Raw genomic sequence first — 16319 nt, forward strand, 5'->3', positions numbered from 1 at the left:
GATGCTATCCCAGCTGGCGGACGATGTGCGGTCCGATCGCGTTGGCCACGGGCAACGGCAGCAAGCGCCATGCCTTGATCATCAGCTGGAAGCGCGGATTGAGCGGCTGCACGTCGCTCAGCCTGCTGCCGCGATGCAACTGGCATTCGTAGTGCAGCGGTTGCGGCTCGAAGCCCCAGTTCTTTTTGAACGCGAACGAGCCGGTGCCGTATTTGCTGCGCCCGAAGTCGAACAGCCGGCAGCCGTCGCCGCAGGCGCGGCGCATGACTTCCCAGTACATGAAGTCGTTGGCGGCCAGCGCGCGCGCGGCGGCGCCGCCGCCACCGTAATAGGGGATGATCTCGCCGCGGAAGTGGAAGCTGAGCACCGAACTGACGGCTTTGCCGGCGTGCTCGATGCTCAGCACTTCGCAGTCGTCGCCGAATTCGCGTTGCAGCACGCCGAAGTAGCGCCGGCTGAAGACCGGCGTGCCGAGCCGGTGGACGCTGGCCGCGTAGCAATCGAAGAAGCGCGCCGTGTCGGCGTCGATGTGGCTGCTGAGGCCGGACGCCATGCCTTTGCGCACCATCGCGCGGTGTTTGCGCGGGATGGCCAGCAGGTTGTGCTCCGGCTCGGCCAGCAGCGGCTTGCGGAAGGTAGCGTAGACGTCGCGGGCCAGCCATTCCGGATGGCGCGGGCGCAGTTGACGGTATTCCAGGTGGTCGACCCCCAGGCGCCTGGCCAGCGCTTGCGCTGCGCGGTCGACGGCGTCGGCGGCGGCCGGTTCGGTGGCGGCGATGCCGCCGTAGACGCAGAACGGCAGCGAGCTCAGCGTGTTCCCGAACAGCAAGCTCTTGACCTGCGCCAGCGGCAGGATGGCGTGGATTTTCCCCTCGCGCTCGGCGTACAGGAACCAGGTCGGATGTCCGAAGGCGGTTTCGATCACTTGTTGCCAGCCGGCGCGGTGGAAGAAGGTCGCGTCGGGGCAGCGCTGCACGAAATCGTCCCAGCGGGCGCGGTCATGCTGGCCCATCGCACCCACGGTGTATGAGCGCGGGCTGTGCTGGCTGTGCGGCATCATGCGGCTCCCGGAAAAATATCGTCGATACGGCCCCAGCGGAAGTCGCCCAGCAGCCTGTTGATGCGGTGTTCCATGCGGTGCAGGTTCAGGTAGTGGCGGAAGCGGGTTTTGATACCGATGCCGGCGGGCCTGGGCTGTCCCGGGTCCAACTCCCAGGGGTGAAAGTAGAATATGCCAGCTTGCCCGTCATGCGAGTTGATGCGTCGCAAGGCCCAGCGCGAGGTGGCGTAGGGCAACAGTCGGAAATAGCCGCCGCCGCCGGCCGGCATATTGCGCCCCAGAACGCGTACCGTGCTGATCGGCAGTTCCAGCAGGCCGCCTTCCCCCGTGGGGCGGGAGGCGAAACGGGGCGCGTCGGGCATGCCGTAATGGTCGTGGCGGATCGGATAGATGCTGGAACTGTAGCGGTAGCCCGCCGCCTGCAGGCTGTCGAGCGCCCACAGGTTGCCGGCGGCGATGGAAAAGCTTGGCGCGCGGTAACCTTTGACGGCCTGGCCGGCCAGTTGTTCGAGCAAGTTCTTGCTGAGCGTGATGTCGCGGCTGAAGTCGGCCCTGGTCTGGTCGCTGGCGCGCCGGTGGGCGTAGCCGTGGCTGGCCAGCTCGTGGCCGCCGTCGACGATGCGCCGCACCAGCGCCGGATAGCGCTCGGCGATCCAGCCCAGGGTGAAGAAGGTGGCCCGGACCTGATGCGTCTCCAGCAGCGCCAGGATCAGGTCGACGTTGCGCTCGACCCGGCACGGCTGCGCCGCCCATTGCGCGCGCGCGATGTGGGCGTCGAAGGCCGAGACCTGGAAATAGTCTTCGACATCGATCGTCAGCGCGTTGCGCATGGGAGCGATGGCGGCTGCGCTGGCGACGCTCATGGACGCCCGTCGCGACGGCCGGACAGCCACAGGCCGATGGCGGCGGCGATGCGCTCGGCAGCCCGTCCATCCCAGTACTGCGGGATGCGTCCGGCCTTGCCGCCGTAGCGCAGGATGTCGCGGCACAGCGCCAGGATCACGGCCGGGTCGCGTCCGGCGATGGCGTTGCTGCCCTCGGTGACGGTGACCGGACGTTCGGTGTTTTCCCGCAGGGTAAGGCACGGCACGCCCAGCGCCGTGGTTTCCTCCTGCACGCCGCCCGAATCGGTGAGGACGACCTTGGCGTTCTTCATCAGGCTGAGCATGTCGAGATAGGGCAGCGGCGGCATGCAGGCCAGGCCCGGCGCGTCGAGCAGGGCGGTCAGCTCGTGTTGCCTGAGCATGGCGCGCGTGCGGGGATGCAGGGGGAACAGAATCGGCAAGTCCCCGCTGAGCTTGATGACGGTCTCCATCAGCGCGCGCAGGCGCTGCGGATCGTCGACGTTGGACGGCCGGTGCATGGTCAGCAGCGCGTACGGTTCGCCATCCGGAACGAAGCCGGACAGATTGGCGTCATTCAAGACCTTGGTCACCGGCGGCGCGTGCGGCAACTGGCGCAGCAGCGTATCGATCATGACGTTGCCGACAAAATAGATGCGGTTGGCCGGCACGCCTTCGCGCAACAGGTTGCTCATGCCGCTAGATTCGCTGGTGAACAGCAGCTCGGACAATTGGTCGGTGAGGAGGCGGTTGATTTCCTCCGGCATCGAACGGTCGTAGCTGCGCAGGCCGGCCTCGACATGGAAAACGGGAATGTTCTTCTTGGCCGCCGTCAGCGCGCAGGCCAGGGTGGAGTTGACGTCGCCCACCACCAGGACCGCTGTCGGCGCGGTTTGCTCGAGCACCGGTTCGAAGCGCCGCATCACCTCGGCCGTCTGCACGGCATGGCTGCCGGAGCCGACCTCCAGGCGGAAATCCGGCTCGCCCAATTCCAAGGTCTTGAAGAACTGCCCATCCATGTCCTGGTCGTAGTGCTGGCCGGTGTGGACCAGCATCGTTTCAGCCCGATAATCGGCCTGCTTGATGGCGCGCAGCACCGGCGCCACCTTCATCAGGTTGGGGCGCGCCGCGACGACGCAGGCAATGCGGGGAATATGGCGAATCGAGGCAGTCGGCATGGCGGCTCTCCGTTTAGAACGCCACCGTCAGGGCGGCACTGACACCATTTTCCCGGTAGCTGCCTCCGGTATTGCTGGTGTGGCGGCTGTGGCGCAGACTGACGTCGGCGCCGATATTGGCTTGTAGTTGATGCGACAGCGACACCCGCACCATGCTGTTGCGGTCCTCGCGCCCCGTGCTCAGCGATTGGACGCGGTTGTGGCCGGCGCCGACGGACAGGCCGCCGCGCGCCGACACGCGCCAGTTCCAGCCGATCTGGGCGGCGCTCTGGCTCGTGTGGTCCTCCAGGGCCAGCTCGTCCGGCCCCAGCAGCACGCTGTCGATCGCGCTGCTGGTCTGGGCCAGGCGCCGCGTGGTCGACAGGTGCAACGCCAGCGCGCCGCGCGTGCCGCTGTAGACGGTGGCCAGGCGCATCGATTTTTGCAGGTAATAGCGGTGGCTGAAGAAGTTGACGTTGCCGTCCTTGCCCAGCATCTGGGAAATCATCAGGAACACCTTGATGGTTTGCAGCCGCTTTTGCGGATCGGGGACGCGGGTTTCCCATAGCTGGTAAAGGAAGTCGCTCAGTCCGGCCGGCGGGATGCTGAGGAACTGGCCGTGGGTGCTGGTGATGTCTTCGCTGTAGTTCAGCGTCCACAACATGCTGCGCATGCGGTAGGAGGCGTCGAACGTATAGGTCTTGCCGAAATACCGGCGGCCGAAACTGCCCGACACCATGGTGCGCGGCGATGGCGACCAGGTGGCGCCGGCCGACCAGTAGCGTCCGGCCGGCGCGCCACGGGTCGATTCGTAATCTTTTTTCTCGTAACCGCCGGTGCCGAACAGCGAGATGCTGTTGGTGAGCGGAGTGCTCAAGGTCAGCGCGCCGTCGGTCATCGTCACCGGTGCGGTCGCGGCGTCGTCGATGTGCCTGCGGTCCAGATTGAGGTCCCAGTTCCAGCCGCGCCCGCCGTTGTCGCCGGTCAGGCGCAGATGGGCGCTGTTGTTTCGCACGCCCAGCCGGTTGCCGCTGTCGACCCGCTGATGGTCGTAGCGCAGCACCGCCGTCGCCAACCCGCGAAAGTAATGTTGCAGATAGGGGCTGAAGCTGTGCGAGCGGACCTGGCTGCTGTTGCCGGTCACTTGCGTAGCATCGGCCCGCTGCGGGCCGAAGGCCGAGATGTTCTGCAGACCGATGCTGGAGCGCGCGTCCAGATACAGCCAGTCCGGCAATACTTCGGCGTGGCCGGCGGCGTCGAGGTGCTGGTTGGTGCGGTCGGCCTGGCGCGTGTACAGCACTTTTTGCAGCGAGTACGACAGCACCAGGTTCAGGCGCGGGCCGTCGTTGGCGGTGATGTTGACGCCGGGCGAAACTTCCGTCGTCAGTTCGCCGCGCGCGCGTTCGGCGGGGGCCAGGTGGACGTTGTCGGTATAGCTTTCGCGCACGCTGAGCATCGGCACGACGCTCCAGTCGGCCCCTTGCGCCGCGCCGGGCAGGAACAGCAGGATGAACACCGGAATCGGCGAATGGCACATGCGGACCGCGCGCGGCGCGAACCTAATCATAATAACCATAGTATTCGCCACCGGGAAAACCCTTGCTTTTGTTATAGATGAGGCTGACGTTCGGGCAATGCTCGATGCGCCGCAGCGCTTCCTTGACGTCGTGCTGCGTGGTGCGTTCCGACTCGACCACCATCAATATCTGTCCCATCTGCGCGGCCAGCACGCTCGCCTCCGTGGTCAGCAGCAGCGGCGGCGAATCGAAGATCACGATGCGGTCGGCGTAGCGCTCGGCGATCTCTTTGAGCAGGCCGCTCATGCTGCGGCTGGCCAGCAGCTCGGTGGCATGCTTGTTGGCGCGCCCGGCCGGCAGGATGCTCAGGGTGCTGACGTTGGTGCGCAGGATGACATCCGACAGCTCGGTCTTGTCGCGCAGCAGGATGTCCATCAGCCCCGGCTCGGGAGGCAGGCCCAGCACCTTGAGCACCGACGGCCGGGCGACGTCGGCGTCCACCAGCAGCACGGTGATGTCCATTTCCATGGCGATGCTCATCGCCAGGTTGACGGCGCAGTAGGTCTTGCCTTCGCCGGGCAGCGCGCTGGTGACGACGATCAGGTTGCCGTGGCGGATGGGGGGCGTGTCGTTGTCGCCGCGCGCGTTGCGCAGCAGCGGGCGTTTGATGATGCGGAAGTCCTCGGCGACCGGGGTGCGGCCGCCGTCGTGCGTGACCATGCCCAGTTGGCCCAGCCGCGCCAGATTCAGCTCGACACAGCGGGGCGACGCCAGCGCGGCCGTCTGGGCGGGGGGAACCGGCCCGGCGGGCAGGATAGGCAGCTCTTTGGTTTCGTCCATGGTGGATCCGGTTGGTCGCTATCGCAGGATGGTGCTCGCCAGCACGCCGCCGTAGACCATGAACAGGCTCGACAGGGCGGCGCCGAACGCGTACTTGCCGCGTTTGCGCTTGATCTTCTCGCCCTCGGTCCAGTTCATCGATACCGTGCCCAGCACCGGCAGGCCGGTGCGCTCGCGCAGTTCGCCCGGCCGCAGGAAGGTCGGCCGCACCTGGCTGATCAGCAGGGCGGTGGCGATGCCCGTCAGCAGCGCGCCCACCAGTACCACGCTCAACAGCAGCGGGCGGTTCGGGCCGATCGGCGTCAACGGCACGGTGGGTGGATCGATGATCTTGAAGGTCATCATGTCGGTGGTGGAACTGAGGTCGCCCGACAACTTGGCCGCCTCGCGCCGGCCGACCAGCTTTTCGTAGTTGTCCTTGTTGATCATGTAGTCGCGGTTCAGTTGGGCCAGCGCGGACTCGACCTCCGGCACCGCATTGGCTTGCGCCAGCAGCCGCTCGTGGCGCGCGCTGAATTCCTGCACCCGGGCGGCGATCGAGGCCACCTTGGCGTCGGCCGCCGCCTGCGCCACCTTCAGCTGCTGCAGCATCGGGCTGAAATTTTTGCCCGGGTCGCCAGAGGGCTTGAGTTTGCCTTCCTCGACCTTGCGCGCCTCCAGCTGCGCCACCAGGCGCTTGGCGGCGACGATGTCGGGGTGCAGCTCGGTGTATTGCAGGCGCAGCGCGTCGAGGTTCTTGTTGATGGCCGAGATGCGGCCGTCGAGCTCGGGATTGTCGATGCTGGCCGGCGTGGCCAGCGTATCGAGGATGGGTTCGTCGCCGCTGATCTGGCTGGTGATGGCGTTGCGCGCCTGTTGCGCCTCGACCAGCTCCAGCTTGGCCGTGTTCAGGGCGTCGGATGATTGTTCGAGCTGGGTCGAATAGTCCGTGCCCTGGCGCGGCAGCAGGCCGGTGTTCTTGCGCTTGAATTCCTTGAGTGAATTCTCGGCGGCGATCAGCTTGAATTCATACGCCTTGATCTGGTCGTCGATAAATTGCACGGCTTTACGTGTTTCACCATTCTTGCCTTTAAAACTGCCTTCGAGGAATATCGTCAGCAGCGATTGCACGACGTCGCGCACCAGGCGCGGATTGCGGTTGCTGTAGCTAATCGTGTAAATATCGTAATTGCCGGTGCCGCCGATTTTTATCTTGCCCATTAATTCGTCGAGCTGGCGTTGCTGGTCGCGCGGGGTTTTGGCGTTGATGTCCAGATCGACCATGCGCACGACGCGTTCGACGTTGGGACGGCTCAACAAGGTGCGGCTCATGATGGACACCTGCTGCTCGACGTTGGGCACGCTCGTCATGCCCGCCAGCAGCGGCTTGAGGATGCTCTGGGTGTCGACGAAGACGCGCGCCGTGGTTTGATAATCGTCCGGCAGCATCGCCACCTTGGCCCAGCCCAATGTCGCCACCAGCCACATGACGGAAATGGCGTACCAACGGTATTTCCATATCCCTTTAAGGCTGGATGTCAGCTGGTTGATTAACTCCTCCATATTCAATTGTCTCCACTGACAGCGCACTCGGGAACTTAAATTATATGGCTGGGATAATACAAATTTCCCTTAACTCCAAGCTGCTTGAGGCAGATCAAGCGGAGTGGGCCGTGTTTTCTGAATGATGGACTCCAGACTATTCAACGGAAGCGGTCATGCATACCTACCTGCGGTTTTCGGCTGGCGCGATGGTGGCGGCGGCCCTGTTGCTGAGCGCGTGCGCAAGCCGGATCTCCCTGGTGCCGCCGGACGAGCCGCCGGCGCAACTGGCGTACCTGATCGGCGCCGGCGACAACATCAACATCAATGTCTGGCGCAATCCCGAAGTGTCGGTCAGCGTGCCGGTGCGGCCGGACGGCAAGATCACCACGCCGCTGGTCGAGGATCTGCAGGCCGCCGGCAAGACCTCCACCGAGCTGGCGCGCGACATCGAGAAGGCCCTGGAGAAATACATCCAGCAACCGATGGTGACGGTGATCGTGACCAGCTTCGTCGGGCCGTATTCGCAGCAGATACGGGTGATCGGGCAGGCGGCGCGGCCGCAGGCGCTGGCCTACCGCCAGGGCATGTCGCTGATGGACGTGCTGATCGCCGTCGGCGGCATCACCGATTTCGCCGCCGGCAACAAGGCCAACCTCATCCGCACCGTCGACGGCACCCGGCGCGCGGTACCGGTGCGCCTGCACGACCTGCTGCGAAAAGGAGATATTTCCGCCAATGTTGCCGTGCTGCCCGGCGACGTGCTGGTGATCCCGGAGGGCTGGTTCTAGCCTGGGCGCCGGCCGCGCAAAAAATATATTTTTAAAAGTAGGGAACTTTTTGGCAAATGTCGAGGTCTGACCTGCATGCCCAGTCGCCCCTTTGCCGGCGGCTGGCCGACAGACCTGACAGGATGCCAACCGTGCAACACGACGATGCGATAGTTTCCTTTGAAGCCAATACAGGCCTGCGCGACCTTGTGGTCGGCGAGGGCAAGGAAGAATCGATACTGGATCATCCCCTTGATCAGCAAACATTTCATATACGTATGGCCAATTCGCAGGGCCGGCGCGAGGCGGCCAGTCTGCTGCTGAAGAAAATGTACGGCTGGCGCGGCTACTCGGTGGACCCCAACGCCACCCATTCACCCAATAAAATCACCCTGTTCGCCGAAACCGGCGGCCAAACCGTCGGCACGATGTCGCTGTGCCTGGACACGCCGGAGATCGGCTTGCCGGCCGACGAGAACTTCCTCGACAAGCTCGACGAACTGCGGGGCCGGCAGCGCCGCCTGTGCGAACCGTCGCGGCTGGCGATCGACAAGGGCGTGTCCAAGCGGGTATTCGCCGCGCTGATCCACATTTCGTACATTTACGCGCGCAATATTCACAACTACACGGACTACATCATCGAGGTCAATCCGCGCCACGTGATGTTTTACAAGCGCATGCTGGGCTTCCGCGATTTCGGCGGCGAGCGGCAATGCACGCGGGTCGGGGCGCCGGCCGTGCTGCTGCGGCTGGAGTTGGCGTACATGGGCGAGCAAATCCGCAAGTTCGGCGGACTGATGGAAACGCACAACAACGAACGCTCGTTCTATCCGTACTTCTTCCCCACGTGGGACGAGCCCGGTATTACCGGGCGCCTGATCAACGGCCAGACGTGAGGAGGGCGCCTAGCGCCCGGCGTGCGTATTGCCCAACTTGTCCGACTTGCCCAGCGCGATGCCCAGGTGGTTGCGGATGTCGGTGTTCGCCGGGGCGAGCGCGGCGGCCTGCTTCAGCAACGGCAGCGCCCGGTCCAGCTTGCCCTGCTCGACCAGTATCCAGCCCAGCGTGTCGAGGATGATCGGGTCGGCCGGCGCGGCCTTGTGCGCCTGCTCGGCCATGCCGAGGGCGCGCGGGTCTTTTTGCTGCTGGTACAGCCATGCGAGATTGTTCATGACCACCGCATGGTTGGGCGTCAGCTTCAGCAACTGCTCGAATTGCGCGATACCGGCCGGGAAATCCTTTTCGGCCAGCAGGCTATTGGCGAAATACAGCCGCGTGGTGCGGTCGTCGGCGTGCTTGTCCAGCCACTGCCGCATGCGCGCGCGCGCCTCTTGGGTCTTGCCGGACTGAACGAGCGCGCTGTACAACGGTATCAAGGTAGGCCCCGATGGCTGCATGTCGTAGGCTTTCTGATACATCGCCAGCGCGGGCTGCATCTGTTTCTGCGCCATCAGCACGTCGCCTTCGAGCTTGTAGCCCAGCGGGCCGTCGCTACGGGCCTTCTGGAAGCCCCTGACCGTTTGCAGCGCCCGCGCCCAGTCGCGCTGGCCGATCAGCAGCCTGGTCAGCGCGACCTGGGCTTGCGGATAGTCGGGCCGCAGCGACAGCGCCTTGTTCAGCGCCCTGGCCGCGCCGTCGTTGTCCTTGACGGCGGCGTGGGCGTCGGCGATGCGCAACTGCAGTTCCGCCGAGGTCGGCTGCAGCACGGCCAGCTTGGTCCAGTTTTCCAGCGAGCCGTCCTTGTCGCCGCCGCGGGTTTGCAGCTCGGCCAGCATCGCCAGCACATTCGAATTCGACGGATCGGTCGCTTGCAGCTTTTGCGCCAGCACCAGCGCCTTCGACAGCTCGTTGGCGCTGGCGTAGAAGCTCACCAGCCGCAGCGACGCTTCGACATTGTCCGGATGATCGCGCACCACCTGTTCGAGCCAGGTCCGCGCCTCCGCTGGTTTGGACTGCGACAAGGCCAGGTCGGCCAGCGCGCCCATCACGTCGGCGCTCTTCTTGTCCTTGGCCAGCGCCGCCTGCAGGCGTTGGCGCGCCTGCTCGGGTTTCTTCTCCTTCAAATCCATCTGCGTCAGATTGTTCAACGCGGGCATGTACAGCGGTTCGAACTTCAGCGCCTTCTCGAAGCTCGCGCGGGCGCCGGCGTTGTCGCGGTTCATCAGCAGGACCCCGCCCTTGAGGTTCTGCACCATGGGATTGCCGTCCTGCTGGGCCTCCAGCCGCTTGACGGCCTCCAGCGCCTTGCCGTACTCCTTGTTGCGCAGTTGGCTCAGCACAAGCAGCACGCCGGCGCGCGAGGACTTGACATCCATTTTGGTCGCGCGCTCCAGCTCGGCGATTGCGCGGTTGTTGTCGCCCATGCCCATGTGACTCATCGCCAGCGCGGCGTGCAGCATGGTTTCCTGTGGCGCCAGCTTGGCGGCCCGCTCCAGGTAGCCCGCCGCCTGGGGGAACTGGCGCAGCCGCATGTGGATTTCGCCGGCCAGGGTCAGCATTTCCAGATCCTGCTGGTGCGAGGGCAGCAGCGGCTCGATCGTCGCCAGCGCCTGCGCCGGCATGCCGGTGTTCATCAGCACCGTGGCCAGCAGCTTGCTGGCGTAAGGATGGCCTCGATTGGTTTCCAGGAATTTGCGCAGGTATTGCTCGGATTGTGTAAACAAGCCCAGGCCGCGCAGCACGGCGCCCATCAACAGGTTGCTGGGCAAATGGTCGGGGGCGGCGCGCAGCACGCGCTGTAAGTTTTCTTGTGCGACGGCCAGTTTGCCTTCGCGGAAGTCCAGCAGCGCCTCGGTGTAGAGCAGCATCAGATTGTTCGCCGCGACCCGGCGGGCGACGCCCAGTTCGGCGCGCGCCTCGTTGAGCTTGCCGGACTGGATATGCAGGCTGGCGAGGTCCACGTGCGCCTGCACTTGCACCGGATGCAGCTTCAGCACTTTTTGATAGGCCAGCAGCGCTTCGGGATTCTTGCCCTGCAGGCGCAGAAGGTCGCCTTTTTGGCGCCAGGCATCGACGTCGTTCGGGGTGTGCGCCAGCGCGCGTTCGACCAGCGCCATCGCCTTGTCGTGCCGGTCGGCTTGCAGCGCCAGCCGCACCTGGCCGAGCAGCGCGGCCGGATTGTCGGGATGGCGCACCAGCGTCTGTTCGAACAGCTGGGCCGCTTCGTCGACGCGGTTCAGTCCAACCAGCGCGTGGCCGCGCAAGGCCATCAGCCTGGGCTGCTGTTCGTCGGCTTTGATCTCGTTGAGGATCTTGTCGTATTGGCCTTGCAGCAGCAGGGTTCTGCCCAGCAAAGGCAGGACGTCGCCGGAGTTGGCGCCCAGTTCCCGGGCGCGCCGCAATTCCTTTTCAGCCGACAGCGTGTCGCCGGTGTCGAGGTAAAGCTGGCCCAACATCAGTCGCGCCGCGCCGTTGGCCGGCGTCCGCTGCAACAGGTTCTTGAGCTGGATGACGGCCGACTTGGGTTCGCCCCTGGCCACGTGCTGGCGCGCCGCCGACAGCAACTGGTCGTCGCTTTGCGTGCGGCCGCAGCCGGCCGCCAGCGACAAGATCAACGTAGCCAACAAGGCTTGCCGCAAAGGGAAAGGGGGCATGGGATTCTCCTGATTATCGATCTCCCTAGGGTAGGAACGATGGCGGCGGGCGCCGTTGATCGGACGCAAAGCGGGGCGCCGAACGGGGCCTATCCAACGCAAAGGGCCGTCGTTTGTGCCATCTCAAGCGTGACCACGACACCGTCCGTAGAATCGGCGGGACGTCTTTTAACGCTCTCAAACGAGGTGCTCAAATGGAAGTGGTCGCCGTTGTCGGTCTAGGGTATGTCGGCTTATCGCTGGCGGTGTCGTTCGGCACGCGCCGTCGCACCATCGGACTGGATTTGTCGGCGCGCAAAGTCGCCAGCTACCGCCGCGGGATCGATCCCGGCGGCGAGGTGTCGGAACAGCAGTTCGCCGCGTCGCGCTGGCTGGAGATGGGATGCGACCCGGCCGCGCTGGCCGAGGCCGACTACATCATCGTCGCCGTGCCGACGCCGGTCGACAGCGCGCACAATCCGGACTTCTCGGCGCTGGTCGGCGCCAGCCAGTCGGTCGGCCGCCACATGAAGCCGGGCGTGGTGGTGGTCTACGAGTCCACCGTCTACCCCGGCGCCACCGAGGAAATCTGCATACCGATCCTGGAACAGTGCTCCGGCCTGACGTGGCAGCGCGACTTTCATGTCGGCTTCTCGCCCGAGCGCATCAATCCGGGCGACAAGGAACACACGCTGACCTCGATCCGCAAGGTCGTGTCCGGCGACGACGCGCCGACGCTCGACCGCGTCGCCGCGCTGTACGAGGAAGTGGTCGAGGCCGGCGTGCACCGCGCCTCCAGCATCAAGGTGGCCGAGGCCGCCAAAGTCATCGAGAATACGCAGCGCGACCTGAACATCGCGCTGATGAACGAGCTGGCGATCATCTTCGACCGCCTGGAGATCGACACGCTGGAAGTGTTACAGGCGGCCGGCACCAAATGGAACTTCCTGCCGTTCCGCCCCGGCCTGGTCGGTGGCCACTGCATCGGCGTCGATCCCTACTATCTGACGCACAAGGCAGAAATGCTGGGCTACCATCCGCACGTGATCCTGGCCGGGCGCCGCATCAACGATGGCATGGCCAAGTTCGTGGCCGAGAAGACGGTCAAGGAAATGGTGCGCGCCGGGTTCAAGTTGAAGGGCTGCAAGGTCAACGTGCTGGGCCTGACGTTCAAGGAAAACTGCCCGGACCTGCGCAACTCCAAGGTCGCCGACATGATACGCGAGCTCGAATCATACGGCCTGCAGGTGCACGTGCACGATCCGGTCGCCGACGCCGACGAAGCCATGCACGAATACGGGGTCAAGCTGGAGAGCTGGGACGAACTGCCGTGCGCCGAGGCGCTGATCTCGGCTGTCGCCCACCGCGAGTTGTCGGCCCGGCCGCTGGAGCAGGTGCGCGAAAAGATCGCCGCCGCCGGCTGCTTCATCGATCTCAAATCGCAGTTCGACGAGGCGGCCCTGCGCCAGGCCGGCTTGAGCGTCTGGAGGCTGTGATGAGCGACTATGAAAACGGCACGCCGGCCACCTCGGTATACCAGTCCGCCCGCGAGCACCTGGAGCAGGAACAATACCGCTGGGTCATCACCGGTGCCGCCGGATTCATAGGCTCCAACCTGTTGCAGGCGCTGCTCGAACTGGGCCAGCGCGTGGTCGGTCTGGACAATTTTCTGACCGGCTACCGCCATAATCTGGAACAGGTGCGCGACCAGGTCGGACCGGCCGCCTGGCGGCGCTTCGAACTGATCGAAGGCGACATCCGCGACCAGGCCGCCTGCAGGCGGGCGTGCGAGCGCGCCGACTTCGTCCTGCACCAAGCCGCGCTGGGCTCGGTCGCCCGCTCGATCGACGATCCGCTGCTCAGCAACGACGTCAACGTCGGCGGTTTTCTCAACGTGCTGGACGCGGCGCGGCTGGCCGGCGTCAAGCGTGTGGTGTACGCGGCGTCGAGCGCCACCTACGGCGATCATCCGGCGCTGCCGAAGCGGGAAGACCAGATCGGCAACGCCTTGTCGCCGTACGCGGTGACCAAGCACGTCAATGAATTGTATGCCGCCGTGTATGCGCGCTGCTACGGCGTGCAGACCATAGGCCTGCGCTATTTCAATGTGTTCGGCCCACGGCAGGACCCTTGCGGCGCCTACGCCGCCGTCATCCCGCTGTGGATCGCGGCGTTGATAGAAAGGCGGCCGTTGGTCATCAACGGCGATGGCGAGAGTAGCCGCGACTTTTGCTATGTCGCCAACGCGGTGCAGGCGAACCTGCTGGCGGCGCTGACCGGCAAGCCGGCGGCCGTCGATCAAGTCTACAACGTCGCGCTCAACGCGCGTACCAGTCTGAACGAGCTGTATCTGATATTGCATGGCTTGCTGGTGGAGCGCTACCCGCACCTGCGCGACCACCAGCCCACGTATGGCGAATTCCGCGCCGGCGACGTGCGCCATTCGCAGGCGGATATATCGAAGGCGTCCAACCTGCTGGGTTACGTGCCCACGCACGACCTGCGGCGCGGCCTCGACCAGGCGCTGCGCTGGTACATCGCGCAACTGGAAACAAGTAGGGCGGATTAGGCGGGACGCCGTAATCGGCCATGCGCGCGCCACCGACGGCATCAAATGGAAAAACAGATTTTTATGGCTGCAGGCCGGTCGTCGATGCCCCAAGCGCATCGCTGGCGAAACGTGCGGGCAAAAAAAAACCGCCGCACCCGGAGGTGTAGCGGTTTGATGTCCGGATGAGGGGACCGTGATATGGGAGCTTAGCGCGGCGCGTAGTTGACGCTGGTCGCTTCCTTGATCACGCGGCCGGCGGTGCGCGCCGCGTTGGCGGCGCCGGCGCCACCCATGCCGTCGCCGGCTTCGTGCGCCATGCCGACCAGGCCGACGGCCGCCTGGGCATCGCCTGCGCTGGCCGCCCGTTCGAACAAGGCGATCGCCTCGTTGCGCTTGGCCGGGTTGGACAAATACCGCAGTGCCAGCTCGCGCTGGGCCACCGCAGAGCCCTGGTCCGCCCATTCCTGTAAACGTCGTTCCGCCGCCGGTTGGCCCTGCGGACCGATTTGCATCGCGGCGGCTTCAATCACGGTCGAGGCGGGTACGGTACCTTCCTGCGCCTGGCAGGCGATCAACGCCCCGACCAGAACCAGAACCGACGATACCAACACACCTGACTTGTTGAATAAATCCATATTTTAGTTACCCTTGGTAATCGCCGTTTAAGACGCAATGCACCATTATACTTGCATCTCGGCAAATTGTCTCTTACGCAATAATACGCAGAGACGAATTTCGTGTGCGAGAGCTTACGACATCGTCAAAATCCGTGTCGCACGTCCCGCGCAGCAGCGCTGTGGTTCGTGCGCCTGTTGGATGGTGGCGATATTAACATGAACACTTTGACGCTTTGGATTGCAAGTGGCGAATCAGGGTAACAATTGTAACCATTCGTTAACCCGGCCAAAAGTGCCGGAATGGTGCATGCCAGTGTGCGCTGCAACATGACCGTTCGTTACGATTTCGAGCAAGATTGCAAGAGAAATTGGAAGCGGGATTGGAAGGTTTAATGCGGAATCGCGCGACGACGGAACGTCATCGCGGAGAAAGAAGCGGCCTTATGCGCGGGTGGTCTTGCCGTCCAGCGGAGCGTTGTGCAGCAGCCAATCCCCGGCCTGCCGCAGGACAAGCTGGTATTCGGATTCCAGGTCGGCGAACAGGTAAGGGATGTGCTCGGTCTGACGCTCGGCCAGCGCCTGCTCCAGTTTGAGCGAGGACGCCACCAGACGCCTCGCCCCCAGCGTGCCGATGGAGCCGCGCAGACTATGGAAAATCTTGCCGGCATCGACCAGACGCTCGTCCCGGATCGCCGCGCCAGCCTGATGGAAAGGGGTCATGCCGGGCGCGCAGGCGTCGCGGACGATTTTGGAGACGATCGCCAGCGCCTTGTCGTCGTTGCCCATGTATTTGAGCAAGGTGGCGACAGAGAATACATTCTCTTCGGGTCCTGACGGACTGGTTTCAGACATGCGGCACTCCAGAACGAAACTAATTGACTAATAATACACTGGTGAACGATGTTGCCGTACAGATTGTTTGAACTTACTTGAACTTACTGAGCTCGGATTTAAGCCAGATCAATACACTATTGTTGACCGTTGCTGAATTGCTGCGCCAAGGTTTGCAGCGGCACCGCGGCGGCCGCCGGCGCGGTACCGGCCGGCGGTGCGACACGGACCGGCTTGCCGCCCGTCTTCGCCGCATGCAGCACGTTGCTGGTGGCTTCAGGCGCCGCGTTCCACACCGGATTGTCGAGGCCCTCGAACACGCGCTTGAGCTGGTCGCCCCAGGTGTTGCGGATCATCTGGAAATACTGGTTGCGCTCGTCGATGGTGACGAAATGCGTGACCGCCAGCGCGTCGGTCTCATAGACCAGCAAATCGAGCGGCAGGCCGACCGAGACGTTGGAGCGCAGGGTCGAATCCATCGAAATGAGCGCGCACTTGGCGGCATCGTCCAGGCTGGTGGCCGGCGTCACCACGCGGTCGATGATCGGCTTGCCGTACTTGGCCTCGCCGATCTGGAAATAGGTGTTCTCGTCGTGCGATTCGATGAAATTGCCGGCCGAGTAGATCTGGAACAGGCGGCAGCGCTCGCCCCTGATCTGTCCGCCGAAAATTATGCTGACGTTGAAGTCGATGCCAAACTCGGCCAATGACTTGGCGTCGCGCTCGTGCACCCGGCGCACGGCGTCGCCGAGGATGCGGGCGGCCTCGTACATGTTCGGCGCTTCCCACAGGCTGCCGCCGTCAGTCGCCTGCTCGGACACCAGTTGGCGGATCGATTGCGAAATCGACAAGTTCCCGGCGGTCATCATGACCATCATGCGGTCGCCGGGCACCTCGAACACGCTCATTTTGCGGAACGTGCCGACCTGATCCACGCCAGCGTTGGTGCGCGAATCGGATAAAAACACCAGCCCGGCATCGAGGCGCATGCCCACACAATAAGTCATCGTCGTAAAGTAGTGAATATAAGTACGACTATTT

Annotated in this window: 14 protein-coding genes; 4 read left to right on the forward strand and 10 right to left on the reverse strand. The window is 64.2% G+C overall.

Annotated features, from left to right (window positions below; all coding sequences use genetic code 11):
• Positions 1-4: 4 nt before the first annotated feature.
• Genes AC07P1_RS11140 through AC07P1_RS11165 form a run of 6 tightly spaced genes read right to left on the reverse strand, consistent with a single transcriptional unit; the run spans position 5 to position 6958 of the window.
• Positions 5-1060, reverse strand: coding sequence for a FemAB family XrtA/PEP-CTERM system-associated protein (locus AC07P1_RS11140; protein ID WP_494695862.1), 1056 nt, complete (start codon positions 1058-1060; stop codon positions 5-7).
• Positions 1057-1923: an XrtA system polysaccharide deacetylase gene (locus AC07P1_RS11145; protein WP_494695863.1), complete on the reverse strand. Its 867-nt coding sequence runs from the start codon at positions 1921-1923 to the stop codon at positions 1057-1059. Before AC07P1_RS11145 ends, AC07P1_RS11140 begins: the two co-directional genes overlap by 4 nt.
• On the reverse strand, positions 1920-3080 hold the full coding sequence (wecB, locus tag AC07P1_RS11150) for a non-hydrolyzing UDP-N-acetylglucosamine 2-epimerase (RefSeq protein ID WP_494695864.1): 1161 nt from the start codon (positions 3078-3080) through the stop codon (positions 1920-1922). Before wecB ends, AC07P1_RS11145 begins: the two co-directional genes overlap by 4 nt.
• Before the next feature lie 13 nt (positions 3081-3093).
• Positions 3094-4635: a TIGR03016 family PEP-CTERM system-associated outer membrane protein gene (locus AC07P1_RS11155; RefSeq protein WP_494695865.1), complete on the reverse strand. Its 1542-nt coding sequence runs from the start codon at positions 4633-4635 to the stop codon at positions 3094-3096.
• Positions 4619-5416: an XrtA-associated tyrosine autokinase gene (locus AC07P1_RS11160; protein WP_494695866.1), complete on the reverse strand. Its 798-nt coding sequence runs from the start codon at positions 5414-5416 to the stop codon at positions 4619-4621. The genes AC07P1_RS11155 and AC07P1_RS11160 overlap by 17 nt, the downstream gene beginning before the upstream one ends.
• An 18-nt stretch (positions 5417-5434) precedes the next feature.
• A complete protein-coding gene (locus tag AC07P1_RS11165) occupies positions 5435-6958 on the reverse strand; it encodes an XrtA system polysaccharide chain length determinant (protein ID WP_494695867.1) in 1524 nt (507 codons plus the stop codon).
• A 155-nt stretch (positions 6959-7113) separates the two neighbouring features.
• Here AC07P1_RS11165 and AC07P1_RS11170 point away from each other — a divergent pair, with 155 nt between their 5' ends.
• On the forward strand, positions 7114-7728 hold the full coding sequence (locus AC07P1_RS11170) for an XrtA/PEP-CTERM system exopolysaccharide export protein (protein ID WP_494695868.1): 615 nt from the start codon (positions 7114-7116) through the stop codon (positions 7726-7728).
• 122 nt (positions 7729-7850) lie between these two features.
• The gene (locus tag AC07P1_RS11175) at positions 7851-8603 is read left to right on the forward strand and encodes an N-acyl amino acid synthase FeeM domain-containing protein (protein ID WP_494695869.1); all 753 of its coding nucleotides are present in this window, start codon (positions 7851-7853) and stop codon (positions 8601-8603) included.
• Positions 8604-8612: 9 nt separating this feature from the next.
• On the opposite strand, the gene prsT is transcribed toward AC07P1_RS11175, so the two are convergent.
• Positions 8613-11300, reverse strand: coding sequence for an XrtA/PEP-CTERM system TPR-repeat protein PrsT (prsT, locus tag AC07P1_RS11180; protein WP_494695870.1), 2688 nt, complete (start codon positions 11298-11300; stop codon positions 8613-8615).
• Between the two features lie 194 nt (positions 11301-11494).
• On the opposite strand from prsT, the gene AC07P1_RS11185 reads away from it, so the two are divergent.
• Positions 11495-12775, forward strand: coding sequence for a nucleotide sugar dehydrogenase (locus AC07P1_RS11185; protein ID WP_494695871.1), 1281 nt, complete (start codon positions 11495-11497; stop codon positions 12773-12775).
• Positions 12775-13848, forward strand: a complete 1074-nt coding sequence (locus AC07P1_RS11190; RefSeq protein WP_494695872.1) for an SDR family oxidoreductase — start codon at positions 12775-12777, stop codon at positions 13846-13848. Before AC07P1_RS11185 ends, AC07P1_RS11190 begins: the two co-directional genes overlap by 1 nt.
• Before the next feature lie 188 nt (positions 13849-14036).
• Here AC07P1_RS11190 and AC07P1_RS11195 read toward each other — a convergent pair whose 3' ends face one another.
• The 3 genes from AC07P1_RS11195 to AC07P1_RS11205 form a co-directional block, all read right to left on the reverse strand.
• Complete coding sequence (locus AC07P1_RS11195) at positions 14037-14465, reverse strand: hypothetical protein (RefSeq protein WP_494695873.1); 429 nt, start codon at positions 14463-14465, stop codon at positions 14037-14039.
• Positions 14466-14888: 423 nt separating this feature from the next.
• Positions 14889-15299 carry an Hpt domain-containing protein gene (locus AC07P1_RS11200; protein ID WP_494695874.1) on the reverse strand — a complete coding sequence of 137 codons (411 nt, stop codon included), beginning with the start codon at positions 15297-15299 and terminating at the stop codon, positions 14889-14891.
• 116 nt (positions 15300-15415) lie between these two features.
• Positions 15416-16285 carry a proteasome-type protease gene (locus AC07P1_RS11205; protein ID WP_494695875.1) on the reverse strand — a complete coding sequence of 290 codons (870 nt, stop codon included), beginning with the start codon at positions 16283-16285 and terminating at the stop codon, positions 15416-15418.
• Between the last annotated feature and the right edge of the window lie 34 nt (positions 16286-16319).

The organism is Duganella sp. GW821-FHT07F09, assembly GCF_059418705.1.